Source organism: Streptomyces sp. NBC_01669 (genome assembly GCF_026339735.1).
GTDB lineage: Bacteria > Actinomycetota > Actinomycetes > Streptomycetales > Streptomycetaceae > Streptomyces > Streptomyces yanii.
On record NZ_JAPEQG010000001.1, the window covers coordinates 7,991,905 to 8,006,469 of the forward strand.

At 72.2% G+C, this 14,565-nt stretch carries 12 protein-coding genes and 2 pseudogenes; 8 read left to right on the forward strand and 6 right to left on the reverse strand.

Annotation, left to right across the window (positions count from 1 at the left end):
* The first annotated feature begins 178 nt into the window (after positions 1 to 178).
* The 3 genes from OG972_RS35885 to OG972_RS35895 are packed head-to-tail and all read left to right on the forward strand — an operon-like array spanning position 179 to position 2,361.
* Positions 179 to 526 carry a low temperature requirement protein A gene (locus OG972_RS35885; RefSeq protein WP_266988686.1) on the forward strand — a complete coding sequence of 116 codons (348 nt, stop codon included), beginning with the start codon at positions 179 to 181 and terminating at the stop codon, positions 524 to 526.
* Positions 527 to 583: 57 nt separating this feature from the next.
* Positions 584 to 1,168 (forward strand): Chromate resistance protein ChrB, encoded by a 585-nt coding sequence (locus OG972_RS35890; RefSeq protein WP_266988687.1) that lies wholly within the window; start codon positions 584 to 586, stop codon positions 1,166 to 1,168.
* 53 nt (positions 1,169 to 1,221) lie between these two features.
* Complete coding sequence (locus OG972_RS35895) at positions 1,222 to 2,361, forward strand: MFS transporter (protein ID WP_266990922.1); 1,140 nt, start codon at positions 1,222 to 1,224, stop codon at positions 2,359 to 2,361.
* Positions 2,362 to 2,374: 13 nt separating this feature from the next.
* Here the strand turns inward: OG972_RS35895 and OG972_RS35900 are convergent, their stop codons facing one another.
* Complete coding sequence (locus OG972_RS35900) at positions 2,375 to 2,749, reverse strand: helix-turn-helix transcriptional regulator (RefSeq protein ID WP_266988688.1); 375 nt, start codon at positions 2,747 to 2,749, stop codon at positions 2,375 to 2,377.
* A 108-nt stretch (positions 2,750 to 2,857) separates the two neighbouring features.
* On the opposite strand from OG972_RS35900, the pseudogene OG972_RS35905 reads away from it, so the two are divergent.
* Positions 2,858 to 3,379, forward strand: a pseudogene (locus tag OG972_RS35905) (heavy metal translocating P-type ATPase); the annotation flags it as partial.
* A gap of 37 nt (positions 3,380 to 3,416) precedes the next feature.
* Here OG972_RS35905 and OG972_RS35910 read toward each other — a convergent pair.
* Positions 3,417 to 5,084: a transposase gene (locus OG972_RS35910; protein ID WP_266988689.1), complete on the reverse strand. Its 1,668-nt coding sequence runs from the start codon at positions 5,082 to 5,084 to the stop codon at positions 3,417 to 3,419.
* Between the two features lie 170 nt (positions 5,085 to 5,254).
* On the opposite strand from OG972_RS35910, the pseudogene OG972_RS35915 reads away from it, so the two are divergent.
* The 3 genes and pseudogenes from OG972_RS35915 to OG972_RS35925 all read left to right on the forward strand — a co-directional run.
* Positions 5,255 to 6,655 (forward strand): annotated as a pseudogene (locus OG972_RS35915) (heavy metal translocating P-type ATPase); the annotation flags it as partial.
* Positions 6,656 to 6,875: 220 nt separating this feature from the next.
* Complete coding sequence (locus OG972_RS35920; RefSeq protein ID WP_266988690.1) at positions 6,876 to 8,390, forward strand: FUSC family protein; 1,515 nt, start codon at positions 6,876 to 6,878, stop codon at positions 8,388 to 8,390.
* A 103-nt stretch (positions 8,391 to 8,493) separates the two neighbouring features.
* A complete protein-coding gene (locus tag OG972_RS35925; RefSeq protein ID WP_266988691.1) occupies positions 8,494 to 9,579 on the forward strand; it encodes a lactonase family protein in 1,086 nt (361 codons plus the stop codon).
* 101 nt (positions 9,580 to 9,680) lie between these two features.
* Here OG972_RS35925 and OG972_RS35930 read toward each other — a convergent pair whose 3' ends face one another.
* From OG972_RS35930 to OG972_RS35945, 4 genes are all read right to left on the reverse strand, one after another.
* Complete coding sequence (locus OG972_RS35930; RefSeq protein WP_266988692.1) at positions 9,681 to 10,604, reverse strand: sirohydrochlorin chelatase; 924 nt, start codon at positions 10,602 to 10,604, stop codon at positions 9,681 to 9,683.
* A gap of 119 nt (positions 10,605 to 10,723) precedes the next feature.
* Positions 10,724 to 11,755: an N-acetylglucosamine kinase gene (locus OG972_RS35935; RefSeq protein WP_266988693.1), complete on the reverse strand. Its 1,032-nt coding sequence runs from the start codon at positions 11,753 to 11,755 to the stop codon at positions 10,724 to 10,726.
* A complete protein-coding gene (locus OG972_RS35940; protein ID WP_266988694.1) occupies positions 11,752 to 12,429 on the reverse strand; it encodes a uracil-DNA glycosylase in 678 nt (225 codons plus the stop codon). The genes OG972_RS35935 and OG972_RS35940 overlap by 4 nt, the downstream gene beginning before the upstream one ends.
* Positions 12,430 to 12,463: 34 nt before the next feature.
* Positions 12,464 to 13,552 (reverse strand): exo-alpha-sialidase, encoded by a 1,089-nt coding sequence (locus tag OG972_RS35945; RefSeq protein ID WP_266988695.1) that lies wholly within the window; start codon positions 13,550 to 13,552, stop codon positions 12,464 to 12,466.
* 274 nt (positions 13,553 to 13,826) lie between these two features.
* On the opposite strand from OG972_RS35945, the gene OG972_RS35950 reads away from it, so the two are divergent.
* Positions 13,827 to 14,543: a cupin gene (locus OG972_RS35950; RefSeq protein WP_266988696.1), complete on the forward strand. Its 717-nt coding sequence runs from the start codon at positions 13,827 to 13,829 to the stop codon at positions 14,541 to 14,543.
* The last annotated feature ends 22 nt before the right edge of the window (positions 14,544 to 14,565 follow it).

Here is a 14,565-nt window from a genome sequence, read left to right on the forward strand (position 1 = left end):
CTCGGACCGCAACGGGATGCGCAGCGTGTAACCGGTCACGTTGTACGGATTTTTGCCTTGCGCGGCGTGCGGGGGGTTCCGGCCCGGACCGACTGTCCAGGTGAGGGGCGACCAGGAAATCGCCGCCCGCGTTCCGGCGGGGCAAAGCTTGCCGGGAGGGGCACTAGGCTCCGGGGCCATGCCACATGACGAGGGCGCGGCGATACCCGCCCCTGATGCCTCTTCTGTCTTACCCGCCCCGTCCGCCCCGCCGCTCCCAGGGGTTCCGCAGGCGGACGGTGGCCGCAGAGCCACCTGGTTCGAACTGTTCAGCGACCTCGTCTTCGTCGCCGCCGTCGGACAGATCACCCACCGGATCGGCGGCCACCCCGGCATCACATCGGCGGTCGCCGCGGCGGCGCTCTTCGTGCCGCTGTGGTGGACCTGGGTGCTGTACACCGTGCGCGCCAACCGGGCCGCATCGGTCGCCGTGGAGGGTCCGGCCCACCGTCGTCGCCTGCCCGCGGCGCAGGGTGCGCCCGGCTGAGGCGGACCATGTGACGCCCGCTCCTCATGACGATGTAACCAGTGTTACTTTTGCTCGATGGGTGAGGAATCGTCGACATCCCCGCTGTCGTGGGTGGTGCTGATCGTGCGGCTGCCGACGCAGCCGTCCCGGCACCGGGTCGCGGTATGGCGGGAGCTGCGCAAGGTCGGCGCGCTGTCTCTCGGGCAGGGCGTGTGGGCGGTACCGGAGGTGCCGGTCTTCGCCGACGGCGTTCAGCGGGCCGTGCAGCTGACCGAACGCGCCGGCGGCGAGGCCGTGGCGCTGCGCGCCGCCGGGCGCGAACCGGCCGACGCCGTCCGGTTCCAGGCCATGTTCACCGCCGCACGCGAGGAGGACTGGGCGGAGTTCCTGGCCGACTGCGGAAAGTACGAGACGGAGCTGGACAAGGAGATCCGTCATGCCAAGTTCACCCTGGCCGAGCTCGAGGAGGAGGAGCAGAGCCTGGAGCGGCTGCGCCGCTGGCACCGTGACCTGAAGGCCCGGGACGTGTTCGGGGCACCGGGATCCGACGCGGGTGACCGGCAACTGGCCGAGTGCGCCCGGCGGTTCGAGGACTACAGCGAGAGCGTCTTCGCCCACCTGCACGCCTTCGGTACGGACGGCGAAGGCGCGCAGCCGTGACCCCCGGGCCTGCCCAGGAATCGAGGCCTCTGCCCGCGGCATCGCGGCGGCGGATGTGGCCGCTGTACGCAGCCGGGTTCACCACCGCCTTCGGCGCGCACGGCATCGCGGCCAACCTCGGCCAGGGCGATGCCGGCCTGACGCGTTCGGTGCTGTACCTCGGGCTGCTGCTCGCGCTGTACGACGGGGCCGAGGTGGTGCTCAAGCCGGTGTTCGGGACGCTCGCCGACCGGATCGGCGCCCGGCCGGTGCTGCTCGGCGGGCTCGTCGCGTTCGCCGCCGCCTCCGCGGTGTTCGTGGTGGTCCGCGATCCCGGCCTGCTGTGGGCCGCCCGGCTGGGACAGGGCGCGGCCGCCTCCGCGTTCTCGCCCGCCGCCTCCGCGCTGGTGGCCCGCCTCAATCCGCAGGCCCGGCACGGCCGCGCATTCGGCTCGTACGGATTCTTCAAGAGCATCGGCTACACCGCAGGCCCCCTGCTCGGCGGCGTGCTGGTCTGGGCCGGCGGCCTGACGCTGTTGTTCGCGGTGCTGGCGGCCCTGGCCGCCGCGGTCGCCCTGTGGGCCGCGTTCGCGGTACCTGCCGTCCCGCCTCTGCCCAAGGCACGTCAGACCGTCCTGGGACTTGTCCGGCGACTGGCCGACGGTGCCTTTCTGCGTCCGGTGGCGGCCCTGGCCGCCGCCACCGCCGCACTGTCCGTCGGGGTCGGGTTCCTGCCGGTGTCCGGGGTGGCTGCCGGTCTGTCGCCGGTGGTGACCGGCGCGGCCGTCTCCGTCCTCGCCCTGTGCGCCGCGCTCGTGCAGCCGTGGGCCGGGCGGGCCCTGGACGACGGGCGCCTCGGCGCCGGCGGGGGTCTGGTGGCCGGACTGCTGGTCACCGCGTGCGGACTGGCCGCCGCCATGCTGCCCGGCCTGCCCGGTGTCCTGTCGGCGGCCGTGCTGATCGGGGCCGGAACCGGGCTGATCACTCCGCTCGGCTTCGCCGCCCTCGCGGGTACCACCCCGCACGAACGGCTCGGCCAGACCATGGGAACGGCTGAACTCGGACGTGAACTCGGCGACGCCGGAGGCCCGTTGCTGGTCGCCGCCGTCGCCAGTGCCGCCGGCTTGACCTGGGGCTTCGCGGTACTCGCCGCAGCGACCGCCCTCCTGCCGCTTCTCCTGGCCGCTCACCGCACACCCCCGGCGCGCGGCTGACCTTGCCGTCGGTTCAGCGCGCCGCGGTCACCCGTGGGGTGTCGCGCAGCCCCAGGCGCAGGTGCTCGACGTGGTAGAGGGCCTGTTCCAGGAGTTCGGCCACGTGGTTGTCGTAGAGCGCGTAGATCACCGAGCGGCCCCGGCGTTCACCGGTGACCAGGCCGAGGTTGCGCAGCAGCCGGAGCTGGTGGGAGCAGGCGGACTGTTCCATGCCGACCGCGTCGGCGAGTTCCGTCGCGGCGCAGGGGCCCTCCTGGAGCTGGACGAGGATCCGCAGCCGGGACGGGGTGGCCAGCGCCTGGAGGGTGGCGGCGACATCGGCGGTGCCCACTGTTTCGAGGCGTTCGCGTGACGTGGCGGCTTGCGTGCCGTCGGATCCGTGGCCCATGGGCCTCATCCTACGGAGATGCACACATGAATGTATGTTCATGGATTCCTGTATGGTGGCCGGACCGGACCCGCTCTGCCTCCCCGTGCGTGAAGGAACCCCGATCCCATGACTTCCACCCTTACCGGCCGGGCCCCGTCCGCCAGTGCCTCCCGCAGCGCGCCCGTCCCCGGGCGTCGCACCCGGATCCTTGCCCTCCCCGAGGCCCGTTGGGCGGCGGCCGCCCTCGTGCTGTTCCTGATCGCACTGCCGCTGCAGCTGGCCGGCGCCCCGGCCTGGAGCTGGGGACCGCTGTATGCCCTCACGTACCTCACCGGCGGGTGGGAGCCGGGATGGGAGGGGCTGAAGGCACTCAAGGACAAGACCCTGGACGTCGATCTGCTGATGGTCGTCGCCGCCCTCGGCGCGGCCGCCATCGGGCAGGTGCTGGACGGAGCCCTGCTGATCGTCATCTTCGCCACCTCCGGCGCCCTGGAAGCCGTCGCCACCGCCCGCACCGCCGACTCCGTACGCGGTCTGCTCGACCTCGCCCCCGCGACCGCCACCCGTCTGAACACCGACGGCGGCGAGGAGACGGTGGCCACCGCACAACTGGCCGTCGGCGACGTCATTCACGTGCGCCCCGGCGAGCGACGTCGATCAGGCCACCATCACCGGTGAACCGTTCCTAACCAGTGCACATGAGTGAGTCCTGGACCCACTGTTGCGTACTGGGCGCATCCCGAACGGTGTTGGATGCACTGGTCCCCCGCTTTCGCTTCCCACTCGGCGCTGGCCCTCCAGGGGGCCAGTCCGTTGTGGGTGGGCGGGTTCCCTCACGCCCCCGGTGACCTGGTCCGGCCTGGACGGTCCGATGCCCCGCACGATCACTCCGGTCGTGTGGGGGCGGTGCCGTCCTTCCCCAAGCTCTCAACTGCGTTCGAGCAGGGGATACCCCATCCCGGATCGGATGTCCGAGGGCGCGTCGACCGATCGCGATGCCCGCGGCATCGTGACGGGACATCTTTCGGTGGGGGGTGGCCAGCGGTTTCTGCCAGTGCTGACCACCCCACAGGCTGGTGTAGGCGGGGTCGACCGCGACGATGCTCAGGCCGTGTTCGGCGGCCATGGACACGAGCCGGGCCTTGAGTTTCCCGGTCGGGATGCCGGAGATGAGCTGCCGGAACCTTTTGCGGCGGCCGTGTTTTTCCCGGGTCTTCTCGGTGGTGAAGTCGAGGTCTTCGATGCCGATCGCGGCGACACCGACAGACTTGGCCCAGTTGATCAACTGGGTCAGGGCGTGGCGGATCTGGGCGTCGCGGTGACCGGCCGACCCGGACAGGTCATAGGGGAAACGCCGCGGGTCACCGACCGGGTTGCCGTGCCGGTCGAGAAGGTAGGCGGCGAAGTGGTCGGCGTTGGTGTCGACGCCGACCATGCCCCGGGCGCGGGCAGTCTCCAACGGGATGGTCTTCACGACGGGGCGTTGCCAGGATGCGGTGAGGTACCAGCGGCCTCGCTCCGTATCGAGGTGTATGCGGTAGGCGACGGCCCGGTTCGCTTCGATGCGGTCGGCCCACTCCGCGCCCCGGTGCGCGAACGCGATACGGGCACTGAGGGTGTACCGGCCGTGCCGGGCGTTGGCCAGGTGCGCGAGCGGGGCAGGCAGCCTGATGGACACTTCGCCGTCCGGGGTGACGCGGATCGTCTCGTTCCCGAACCGCTTCCCCGACTCACCGTCGGCAGCGATGAACCAGCGTTCCGCCTCCCAGCGCTCCCGCCACTGGTCTTCGGTGAGCTGGGCCTGGGTGAGGTGGTGGCGGGTGTTGAGGAGACGTTTGCCGCCCCGCACCACCCGGACCCGTCCGGCCTGCCAGTCGGCAACAGCCGCCGTGTGCCGGTCTTCCAGTGCCGCGAGGCGGCGGGACTTGCGGAACCACTCGCCCTTGGAACGGTAGCCGCCCGCGGCCCGCTTCGTTCCGGGCTCCCCGAGCGGGAGCGACAGGCGGTGCCGCAACGTCCTGATCCCGGCCGCCAGCTTCTGGATGTGCGCCGCCTGGCAACGGCGTGCGAGCGCCCACTGACCGTGCGTGGCCTTGGTGATTGCACCCGCGATCCGCGACGACGACACCCCGGTCAGCTCCCGCTTACGCGCCGCCCAGGTCTCCGCACCGTGCTCCAGACCATCCGCACAGCGGGCCTTGAGATCACCGGAAGCCAGCGCGCCTTGATGCGCACCGACAGCACGCAGCACCCTCTCGTCCTCGACGGTCAGGTGCTTGAGACGATCCCGGACCGCCACCCCGCAAGGCCCGGGCACCACGAAGGACACGGCCAACTTCCGCAGACCACCCACCACATCACCCCCTCCCCGGCCGGACACCTGCCACCAGACCCAACGAGCAGCAGCCACCAAGGTCACCCATTCGGCCCCGGAACCCCCGTTCCCACCCCCGCGAATGCACCGCCAGGACTCACTCCTGCTCACCACCACTCACTTCGACTCAGCAAACCGACAGCAGCTCACAACCCCTCCCGGTGGCCAAGGGGACGGGCGACGAGGTGTTCGCCGGGACGATCAACGGCACCGGGGCCCTCCGCGTCCGGGTCGAGCGCGACGCCTCCGACTCGGTCATCGCACGCATGGTGACGATGGTCGAGGAAGCCTCCCGGACCAAGGCGCCCACGCAGTTGTTCATCGAGAAGGTCGAACAGCGGTACTCGCTCGGCATGGTCGCCGCGACCCTCGCCGTGTTCCTCGTGCCGCTCGCCTTCGGCGCGGACCTGACCGGGGCTCTGCTCCGCGCGATGACCTTCATGATCGTGGCCTCGCCCTGCGCGGTCGTCCTCGCCACCATGCCGCCGCTGCTGTCCGCCATCGCCAACGCCGGGCGGCACGGGGTGCTGGTCAAGTCCGCCGTCGTCATGGAGCGCCTCGGTCAGGTCGATGCGGTCGCCCTGGACAAGACCGGCACCCTCACCGAGGGCACCCCGCGTGTCACCGACATCCGGCTCCTGGCCGGATCCGGCCTCGACGAGAACGCCCTCCTCACGCTGGCGGCGGCCGCCGAGCACCCCAGCGAGCACCCCCTGGCGCGCGCCGTCGTGGACGCCGCACGCGAACGCGGCCTCGCGCTGCCCGCGGCGGCGGACTTCGGCTCCGCTCCGGGAATCGGGGTGACCGCCACCGTCGACGGGTACGCGATCGCGGTGGGCGCTCCGACGCGCCTGCTGAACGGGGCGGTGGACCCGGCCTCCGTCCGCGCCGCCGCGCTCGCCGAGCAGCTTCAGGACGGCGGCCGCACCGCGGTCGTCGTCACGGCCGATGGCAGACCGATCGGGGTACTGGGCATTGCCGACCGGCTGCGTCCGGACGCAGCAACCACGGTGATGTCCCTCGGTGCCCTCACAGGTACTGCGCCGATGCTGTTCACCGGGGACAACCCGCGCGCCGCCACCCGGCTGGCCGCCGAGGCCGGCATCACCGACGTACGCGCCGGCCTGCTGCCCCAGGACAAGGTCGAGGCCGTCAGGGCCCGGGAGCGCGCGGGCCGCAAGGTCCTGGTGATCGGCGACGGCGTCAACGACGCCCCGGCGCTCGCCGCCGCCCACACCGGCATCGCGATGGGCCGGGCGGGTTCCGACCTCGCGCTGGAGACCGCGGACGCGGTGATCGTCCGCGACGAACTCGCCGCCGTCCCCGTCGTCGTCGCCCTGTCCCGCCGCGCCCGCGGCCTCGTCGTGCAGAACCTGGTCATCGCCGCAGTGTTCATCACCGCGCTGGTCGTATGGGACCTGGCCGGCACTCTGCCGCTTCCGCTCGGTGTCCTCGGCCATGAGGGCTCCACCGTGATCGTCGGCCTCAACGGTCTGCGCCTGCTGCGGGACGGCGCCTGGAAGCGCGCCCGTGCCGAGGCCGGCGCGTGAACCGCCCGGGAGGTCTTCCTTCGGCCCGACGGTTCAGCAGGACGTGGTCCATTGGCGCTCACCTGGCACATCGAAAGCGTATCGGGCTGTGCCAATGGCGCAGTTATGTCGGTTCGACTTGAGCCAGATGGCGGCGAGGTGCTCTCATGAACCCGGTCGATGGCGCTGCGGATCCCGCGGCGCCTTTTTCATGTCCGGACAGAACAGGGAGTGGTAATCGGTGCTGAAGCGGATGTTGGTGGCTCCGGACCCGGGGCGGCTGCGGCTGCGCAGCTCGGCCCGGGCCGTTCTCGGCATCGGTCTGGCCGTGACCCTTTCGGGCCTGGTCAGTCACTCGCTTCCCGCGGCCGTCGCCGGCGGCCTCGCCGCTCTGCTCGCACTCTTCACGGTCACCGACGCACGGGTCCGCGACCAGGCGCTCACCACCTCGCTGCTACCCGTCGTCGGATTCCCGGTCCTGGCACTCGCGACGGCGCTGCACGACTACCCCCTGGCGCGCGACGCCGCATTCCTTGCCGTCGTCTGCGCGGGGGTGTACGCGCGCCGCTGGGGTCCCCGCGGTCATGCCCTGGGGGTTTTCGCGTTCATGGCGTTCTTCATGGCGCAGTTCCTGCACGCCGTACCGGGCCAGCTGCCCGAGCTGTACGCCGCCGTCGCGCTCTCGATCATCACCGCCGCGGCCGTCCGTTTCGGCGCCTGGTGCTACGAACGACGGTTGCCCACGCCCGTCGTACCCGCACTCCAGGGCAGTCGCGGGCTGGCCCGGACGACCACGCGTCAGGCGATCCAGGCAACCGCCGCCGGCGCCTTCGCGCTCGGCATCGGGCAGCTGCTGTCCGCCGATCGCTGGTACTGGGCCGTCGGCACCGTCTGGTGGGTCTTCGTGAACACCGCCTCGCGCGGCGAGACACTGGTCCGCGGCTTCCGCCGCGTCCTGGGCACAGTGGCCGGGATCGCCGCAGGGCTGCTGGTCGCCGTGCCGCTGCACGGCGACACGGTTCCCACCGCGGCCCTCGTCGCCGTCTGCGTCTTCGGCATTTTCTACACCGCCGCCGTCTCGTACAGCTGGATGGTCTTCTTCGTAACCGTGTTGGCCGGACTGCTGTACGGCCTGCTCGGCGTCCTGAACCCGGGGCTGCTCGTGCTCCGCCTCACGGAGACCGGGGCCGGGGCCCTCGGCTCGGCGCTCGCCGTCCTCCTCGTACTGCCCGTCACCCTCCACGCGACCACCGACGCCTGGATCCAGCGCGCACTGCGCTGCGTACACGCCTGCACCGCGGGGGCCGCCGCCCGCCTGGCCGGTTCCCCGACCGCCGACCCCGGTCCGCAGGTGACCGAACTGGAGGCGCTGCTCGGCCGGGTCAGGCTCTCGCTCGCCCCCCTGGTGCATCCGCTCAACCCTCTGCGGGCCCGTAAGGAGCGCGCCCGCCAGGTCCTCGCTCTGCTCGACCTGTGCGCCCGCGAGGTGCGTGGTCTCGCCGCGGTCGCCGCCGACCCCGACGCCTCGCACGATGCCCGGCTCGGAGCGGCCTGCCGCCGCGTCGAGGCCGCGGTGCTCGCCCTGGCGCAGCCGGGACCTGCCCGTACGGAACTGAACGCTCCGCCCGCACACGCACCGCACCACCACCCCGGCGCCGAGGCCGCACTCGCTCATCTGCACGCCCTGGAGCGGGCCCTCGCGGAACTCGCCGCGCCCCTGCGCACCTCACCCCGCGCTCCGCTCGTCCCGGCCTGACCTGCGACCCGCGGCAGCAGGCGGCGGCGACACGGCCCTGGTCTAGACCGCGCAGGGTGCACTGCTACCGTCGCCCCGGAAGATCACGGCGGCCCGAACCGTCATGGTCAGTCGGCGGAGAGGGGCAGTAGCGGTGAGCAGCAACGGTGCGGGACGGGCATTCATAGGGTCGTTCACGTCGGCGGGCGGTCGGGGAGTCATCGTCGCCGCCGTGGACCGGGAGACCGGGGCGCTGACCGTCCTCGGCGCCACGGACGCCGTCCCCGATCCCTCGTATCTCGCCCTGGGCCCCGGCTCCACCACCCTCTACACGGTCAGCGAGACCGAGTCCGGCGCGGCAGCCGCCCTCGACATCACCGGCGACGACCCGCAGCTGCTCGGCGGGATCCGGCCTGTGGACGGCAGCGGACCCACCCACCTCGCACTGACCGGCGGACACCTGATCACCGCCAACTACGGCTCCGGCAGCGTCACCGCCCTCCCCGTGCGCGCCGACGGAACGCTGGACGCCGCCACGTCCGTGCTCCGGCACGAGGGAAGCGGTCCGCACCCGGCCCGCCAGCAGGCCCCGCACGCCCACCAGGTGCTCCCCGACCCGTCGGGCACCTGGGTGCTGAGTGTGGACCTCGGAACCGACTCCGTACGGATCTGCGCCCTCGAGACGAGCACCGGCACGGTGCGGCTGCACGGCGAGACGGCGCTGCGACCGGGCACCGGACCGCGCCACCTGGCCTTCCACCCCGCGGGCACCCACGCCTACGTCCTGAACGAACTCGAACCGACCGTCACCGTCTGCCGGTGGGACGCGGCCACCGGAACCCTCGCACCGGTCGGCGAAACGACCGTGGTGCCCGAGGACGTGGCCACCGACGCGGACGCGGTCGTCCACCCGTCCGAGCTCGTCGTCTCGCACGACGGCCGGTTCCTCTGGGCCGCCAACCGGGGACACGACAGCATCGCCGTCCTCACCCTCGACGAGACGGGCGAGAAGGCGTCCCTGGTCACGACCGTGAGCTGCGGTGGCCACTGGCCGCGCGACCTCGCCCTCGACCCCACCGGGCAGTGGCTGTACGCGGCCAATGAGCGGTCCGGGAACGTCAGCTGGTTCGCCGTCGACCCGAGCACCGGCATCCCACGCCACGCGGGCTCGCTGACGGCTCCTGCCGCCTCCTGCGTGATCTTCGGCTGACCCGACCCACCGTCCGGCCCCAGGGCGCAGGAGACAGCACAGAGCGGGGCCCGTACCGGTCGAACGTCCGGTACGGGCCCCGCTGCTCTGTGCTGATCAGGTCAGTGGGCCTGGGCCCCCTGCGGCGTCACCGGGGCGATGCCGAGCGCCGTCGTGTACATCGACAGGACGAGTTTGCCGATCGCGGGGTACGCGCCGAGCGGCTCCGCCGTCGCGCAGCCCGCCTCCTGCACAGCGGCGTCCAGCAACCCCTCGGGCACCTCGGGACCCACCAGGTACGGCGCCACGGCCAGCTGCACCGAACCGGAGGCCTTCAGCTGGTCGGCGATGGACGCGACCGAACCTTCGACATCGAGGGCAGCGGCCATCACCGGCACCGCGAGGCGGGCGGCCAGCAGCATGCCGGTGATCCCGGCGGCCTGCACGGCCTCCTCGCCACCCACGGTGGCCAGCACGATCCCGTCCGCGGCCGTGGCCACAGTGAACAGCCTGGCACGGTCGGCGCGGGCCAGACCGGCCTCGGAGAGGCGCACGTGCAGCGCCTCGGCGAGCAGCGGGTGCGGGCCGAGCACATCGGTCAGCTCGACCGGGGCACGGCTGTCCATGACGGCTTGGCGTATCCGCCGGAGCAGGGCGTTGTCCGGTCCCGCGAGCAACGGCACCACAACGGCGGCCGGGCCCTCGGGCTCGGCGACCTCACGGCCCGCGGCCTTCGCCTGCTCGAAGCGCGCGATGCGCTCGGCGGCGGAATCCGCGAGTACGGAGACAAGCGTGGGGTACTCGGCATCGTCGCCGTCGAGGTAACCGATCCGGGCATGCAGACCGGGCAGCTCGGAACGGGCAATGCTGATCACCTCTTCGGCCAGACTGCGCGTGGCCGAAGAGGGGGTACCGGGAACGGCGAGAACGAGCGCGGCAGCGCCCTCGGGCGCGACCACGGGCTCCGGGCGGCGGTGCCGTCCGGACTGGCGAGGTCGCGGCATTCGTACAGGCAGGCCGGAAGCGGGCCCAGTGGGGGTGCTCATGGCGCCGCATGCTACTGGTTTTGGGTGCCCCACCGTTCGGGGAGGGCCCAGTCGGGCGTTATCTGTCCGCTTTTATCCGATCAATGGCTTACCGGCCAACTGCCCTGCTCTGTCGCCCCTTATGGTCGCCCCCGCCCGGGCCCGTACGCGGGCACGCACAGCAGCGTCGGGTGGAGCGGCAACCGCAGATCGCCGGTGGCCAGCGCCTCGGCGATGCGCAGCGAACCGGTCAGCGGATCACCCGAACCGGGGACCGTCCGCGCCTGCGGCAGTTGCCGGGCGAGCTCTTCGCGCAGGGGGACGAGGAGTGGATCGCCCATCCGGAACAAGCCACCCGTCAGGGCCACTTCGCACGGCTCGTCGGTCGCCCCGCGCTCCGGGCACACCGCGGCGGCCGCCTCCGCGATATGACCGGCGGCGTCCCGCAGAATGCCCGCGGCGACCGGATCGTCCCCGGCGCACGCGGCGACCTCGGGGGCGAACGAGGCCAGCAGCGCCGGACGGTCGGTACGCGGATAGAGCAGACCGGGCAGCTCCGGCGCCGGACCGAACACCGCCTCCAGCCGGGCCAGCAGCGCGACCGAACCACCGCGCCGACCGTCATGGGCGCGCATCGCCGCATCGAGCCCGGCCCGCCCGATCCAGGCACCGCCGCCGCTGTCGCCGAGGAGGTGGCCCCAGCCGTCGGCCCGGCGCCAGCTCGTCAGATCCGTCCCCAGCGCGATCATGCCGGTGCCGCCCGCGACGACGGCTCCCGGCCGCTGCCCGACCGCTCCCGCGTACGCCGTCACCGCGTCGGCGGCCAGCGCCAGCAGCTGCACCCCGAGCGCTCGCTCCAGCGCCGCGGGCAGCTCCGCGCGCAGCTGGTCCCCGAGCGTCGCCATGCCGGCGGCGCCGATCGCCACGGCGAGGACGGACGAGTCGGCGGCCGTCCTCGTCCGCTCCCCGGCCTGCGCCCGCAGCTCGTCGACTGTGGGAAGGAGTTGCTCCAGCAGGTGTCCGGCGTCGATCCCGGCCGGGCCGGTCCGCACCGGCTCGGCGCAGACGGCCGTCGCCACCGGCTTCTCGGCCCCGATCGCGCCGAGCGCCACCCGGAGCCCGGAACCGCCCGAGTCCACTCCGAGGACGTACGACCCCGCGGCGGCGGTCACGGAAGCTGCCAGTCGACCGGCCGGGCTCCCTGGCGTTCCAGCAGTTCATTGGCCCGGCTGAACGGCCGTGAGCCGAAGAATCCGCGGTCCGCGGACATGGGGGAGGGGTGCGAGGACTCGATCGCCGGGAGCTCACCGAGCAGCGGCCGCAGATTGCGGGCGTCGCGCCCCCACAGGACGGACACCAGCGGCGTGCCGCGCGCCACCAGCGCCCGGATCGCCTGCTCGGTCACTTCCTCCCAGCCCTTGCCGCGATGCGCCGCCGGCCGACGGGGCGCCGTGGTCAGCGCCCTGTTGAGCAGCAGCACCCCCTGGCGGGTCCAGGGAGTCAGATCGCCGTTGGACGGCCGGGGCAGCCCCAGGTCCGTGTGAAGCTCCCGATAGATGTTCTCCAGGCTGCCCGGCAGCGGCCGGACCTCCGGCGCGACTGCGAAGCTCAGTCCCACCGCATGTCCTGGTGTGGGGTACGGGTCCTGACCGACGATCAGGACCCGCACCTCGTCGAACGGCTGCTGGAACGCCCGGAGCACATTCTGCCCTGCAGGCAGATAGGTGCGCCCAGCGGCGATCTCCGCGCGCAGGAAGTCGCCCATCGCGGCGATGCGTTCGGCCACGGGTTCCAGGGCCTGCGCCCATCCCGGCTCGATGATTTCTTTCAACGGTCGTGCTGCCACGGGCCGCACTCTACTGCTCATACGACCGGGGTGATCAACCGCCCACGACCGCCGCCCGTACACAGAGAACGTCCGGCAGGTGCGAGGCGAGTTGCTCCCAGCTGTCGCCGTCGTCCCCGCTCGCGTACACCTCGCCGTTCCGATTGCCGAAATAGACCCCCGCCGGATCGGCGTCGTCCGTGCAGAGGGCGTCGCGCAGCACCGTGCCGTAATGCGTTTCCTCGGGCAGTCCGGCGGACAGCGGCTCCCAGCTGTTGCCCGCGTCGCTCGTACGGAACACCCGGCAGCGGTGCTCGGCCGGCACGCGGTCGGCATCGGCGTTGATCGGGAAGACGTACGCCGTCTCCGCCCGGTGCGGATGCGCGGCCGCGGCGAAGCCGAAGTCGGAAGGCAGCCCCCCGCCGATATCCGTCCAGTTGTCCCCGGAGTCGTCACTGCGGAACACACCCCAGTGGTTCTGGAGATAGAGCCGGTCCGGATCGACCGCATCCCGGGTGACCTTGTGGACGCACTGGCCGAACTCCGGGTTCGGATCCGGCAGGAAGACCGCCGACACCCCCTTGTTCGACGGGGCCCAGCTCGCTCCGCCGTCCTTGGTGCGGAACACCCCGGCCGTGGAGACCGCGACGGTCACCGCCTGCGCGTCCCTCGGGTCGGTCAGGATCGTGTGCAGCCCCTCGCCGCCCCCGCCCGGGACCCACTTCGAGCGCGTCGGATGCTCCCACAGCGGGCGCACCAGCTCGAACGACTCCCCGCGGTCCTCGGAGCGGAAGAGCGCGGCCGGCTCCGTCCCCGCGTACACGACATCCGGCGCCTCTGCCCCGGCCGGGTGCAGCTGCCACACCCGCTCCAGCGACGCCCCGGTGAACTGGGGGAATTTCACCGCCGGTTGCTTCGGCTCGACCCACGTCGCGCCCAGGTCGTCGGAGTGGAACACCGAGGGTCCCCAGTGCGCGCTGTCCCCGCCGACCAGTAGCCGGGGGACCTGGCCGCGGGTGTCGATGGCGATGGAGTAGATCGCCTGTGCGTTGAAATGCGGGTCGCTGAACTGCCACGTGCCACCTCGTCTGCGGCCGATGAAGAGTCCTTTGCGGGTTCCCACAGTGAGCAGTACGTCGGACATCGCCGACACCTCCCGAAACGCCTTTGTCGCGGACACGGGTCAGTCTGCACCCGGCCACTGACAGTGGCTCGCAGAGAAGGCATTTGTGCAGGTCGGACGGCGAGTGCGGGGCGGGCGGCGATTCTGTACCCGGGTCGTGGCCGACACCGTCGGGGCACCCTTGACCGCCGTCCGGGGCGGGCCGTAACTTCCCTCGTAGAAAGCGCTTGCCCAATGTGGTGGGCCCTCGATGGGCCCCCGACGAACAGCCGACGAACCGGACCGAGGAGCGCGCGTGGTGACCTTCGAAGGACTGCCCGGCGCCGTAGCCGTCTCCCACCTCAGGGTCTACGACTGGCCCACCGAGGACGGACTGCGCGGCGGCACGCCCCACCTCCATCTCACCTGTTCCGAGGGGTATGTGGTGGTCGGGGGCACGGGCTCGGTGCAGACGCTCACCGTGTCCGGCTTCCGGCAGACGCCCCTGGCCGCCGGTTCGCTGGTGTGGTTCACCCCCGGCACGATCCACCGGCTCGTCAACGACGAGGACCTGCGCATCGTCGTTCTCATGCAGAACAGCGGACTGCCCGAGGCGGGCGACGCCGTGCTCACCCTCCCGCCGCGCTTCCTGACGGACCCCGACACCTATCGCGCGGCCGTTGCTCTGCCCGTCCACGGCTCCGAGCCGGAACAGGAAGGCGCCGCCCGCGCCCGCCGCGACCTCGCCGTCCAGGGCTTTCTCGCGCTGCGCCGGGCCACGGAGGCGGGCGACACCGAGCCGCTCGCCGCCTTCCACCGGGCGGCCGCCACCCTCGTGAGACATCGGACGGACGACTGGCGGGGGCGCTGGGAACAGGGCGCCGCCGCCGCATCCCGGGCAACCGGCGACCAGCTGGACGCCCTGGCACAGGGGGACGGCGGCCATCTCGCGGCTGCCTGCGTGTATGCCCAACAGCCTTCGGCGTACGGAAAGTTCGGGATGTGCGGCCGTCTCGATGTCTACAGCGGCTGAGCGTCGATGGCTGCGGTGTCGC